Source organism: Marinobacter fuscus, assembly GCF_003007675.1.
Classification (GTDB): Bacteria; Pseudomonadota; Gammaproteobacteria; order Pseudomonadales; family Oleiphilaceae; genus Marinobacter; species Marinobacter fuscus.
In genome coordinates, this window is sequence record NZ_PXNP01000068.1 from 1 (window position 1) to 2,486 (window position 2,486).

Annotated in this window: 3 protein-coding genes; 2 read left to right on the forward strand and 1 reads right to left on the reverse strand. The window is 58.3% G+C overall.

Translation table 11 applies throughout. From position 1 onward, the window contains the following. Window positions 1-924: IS91 family transposase (locus tag C7H09_RS09395; protein ID WP_106761970.1), on the forward strand; the 924-nt coding region annotated here is incomplete at its 5' end. A gap of 251 nt (window positions 925-1,175) precedes the next feature. Here the strand turns inward: C7H09_RS09395 and aadA1 are convergent. Further along, entirely contained in the window at window positions 1,176-1,964 is a 789-nt protein-coding gene (gene aadA1, locus C7H09_RS09400) for an ANT(3'')-Ia family aminoglycoside nucleotidyltransferase AadA1 (protein WP_001206315.1), read from the reverse strand. A gap of 189 nt (window positions 1,965-2,153) precedes the next feature. Between aadA1 and C7H09_RS09405 the strand changes: the two genes are divergently transcribed. Next, window positions 2,154-2,486: site-specific integrase (locus C7H09_RS09405; RefSeq protein ID WP_206074286.1), on the forward strand; the 333-nt coding region annotated here is incomplete at its 3' end.

Sequence of the window (2,486 nt, forward strand, 5' to 3'; positions counted from 1 at the left end):
CCCTGTCAGCAGCGACAACAGGCCTATCCGTCCTGCGGCCATCGCAGTTGCCCGGCCTGTCAGCACGGCACCAACCGCCAGTGGCTGGAGCGGCAACGACAGAAATTGCTGCCGGTGGACTATTTCCTGGTGACCTTCACCCTGCCAGTCCAGTTGCGGGGCTTTGCCTGGCATCATCTTCGGTGGACCTGTCACACCCTGTTCCAGGTTGCCCGGGAGACCCTGAACCAGTTTGCCCGCAACGATCAACGCCTGGGCAACCAACTCGGGCTGGTGGGGGTGTTGCACACCCACTCCCGGCGCTTGGCCTTCCACCCCCATGTCCACATCGTGATCCCCGGCGGCGGGCTGACCGGATCTCGCTGGCAACGCCGGGCCGGAAAGTACCTGTTCAATGGCCGGGCTCTGGCCCGGGTGTTCCGCGCCAAGTTCCTCGACCGAATGCGCAAGCAGGGCTTTGCCTTGCCGGACGCCATTCCCCGGGACTGGATCGCCCAGTGTGAGCAGGTCGGGCGCGGAGATCACGCGCTGACTTATCTGGCCCGTTACCTCTATCGCGGGGTGCTGCGGGAGCCGAATATCGTGGCCTACGATAGCGAACAGGTGACCTTCCGCTACCGGGACAGCCAGACCCAGTGTTGGCAGACCCTGACGGAACCGGCGGATCGATTCCTCTGGCGAGTCTTGCAGCACGTCTTGCCAAAGGGGCTGCGACGGGTGCGGGAATACGGTTTTCTGCACAGCGGGGCACGCAAGACGCTACACCGGTTGCAGTTGCTTCTCCGCGTGACGCTACCGTCGATGGCAACCGTAAGCCAACCCCGCAAGCAACGCGCTTGCCCCTGTTGTGGCCAGCCCATGAGCCTCACGGTCTGGCGCCAACCCTGCCGGTGGCCAGTCATTCGGCGACGATGGCCAGCATAAATTACCGACCATCCGACACGTACTCAAGCGGGAGGAGCCAACGCACCTTATGACACCACGACCAGGGCACACCGGCTGCCAGCTTCACCGGCGGCCCCGGGTAACTCTGGCCTGACAAAAGAGGCCGCCCAAAGCCAGGGCCAAAGCACCTCTGAGTTCTCCGCCGCTATTTCCTTAATAATGAAGCACCGGGCTCGTCCAACACCGGATCAGGTCGCGGCAGTGCGCGACCTATCCTTATTTGTTAGACATTATTTGCCGACTACCTTGGTGATCTCGCCTTTCACGTAGTGAACAAATTCTTCCAACTGATCTGCGCGCGAGGCCAAGCGATCTTCTTGTCCAAGATAAGCCTGCCTAGCTTCAAGTATGACGGGCTGATACTGGGCCGGCAGGCGCTCCATTGCCCAGTCGGCAGCGACATCCTTCGGCGCGATTTTGCCGGTTACTGCGCTGTACCAAATGCGGGACAACGTAAGCACTACATTTCGCTCATCGCCAGCCCAGTCGGGCGGCGAGTTCCATAGCGTTAAGGTTTCATTTAGCGCCTCAAATAGATCCTGTTCAGGAACCGGATCAAAGAGTTCCTCCGCCGCTGGACCTACCAAGGCAACGCTATGTTCTCTTGCTTTTGTCAGCAAGATAGCCAGATCAATGTCGATCGTGGCTGGCTCGAAGATACCTGCAAGAATGTCATTGCGCTGCCATTCTCCAAATTGCAGTTCGCGCTTAGCTGGATAACGCCACGGAATGATGTCGTCGTGCACAACAATGGTGACTTCTACAGCGCGGAGAATCTCGCTCTCTCCAGGGGAAGCCGAAGTTTCCAAAAGGTCGTTGATCAAAGCTCGCCGCGTTGTTTCATCAAGCCTTACGGTCACCGTAACCAGCAAATCAATATCACTGTGTGGCTTCAGGCCGCCATCCACTGCGGAGCCGTACAAATGTACGGCCAGCAACGTCGGTTCGAGATGGCGCTCGATGACGCCAACTACCTCTGATAGTTGAGTCGATACTTCGGCGATCACCGCTTCCCTCATGATGTTTAACGCCAGCAATAAACGGCGGCTTTTACGCAGCGAAGCGGAGAAAAGCCGTCCGGTGGAGGCCCATCGGGCCGGAACGAATTTGATTGCATTGTTGAACGAAGCCGCTACGCGGCAGAGGCGCAAATCGTCTGTACTTTCCTGACCCCTTCTATTTCGGAAGGGCCTGTCAGGAGACGCGTCATGAACACCCACGACCACGCTCGTTTTCAAGTTCTGCATCAACGCTACCATAACGAACTCACCCTGCGGGGCAAAAGCGCCAAGACCATCGACCTCTACACCCGCTGCCTGCGACAGGTGAGCGACCATTTCGATACCTGTCCCGACCAGCTTAGCACCCAGCAGCTCCAGCAGTATTTCATTCACCTGGTCGAGCATCGCTCCTGGAGCCTGGTCAAAATTGCCCGCAATGCTATGCAGCGTTTCTATCAGTATGTCCTCGACAAACCCTGGGAGTATGTTCCCATCGTCAAGCCGCCCAAGGTTCAGACCCTGCAGGATGTACTCTCCCTG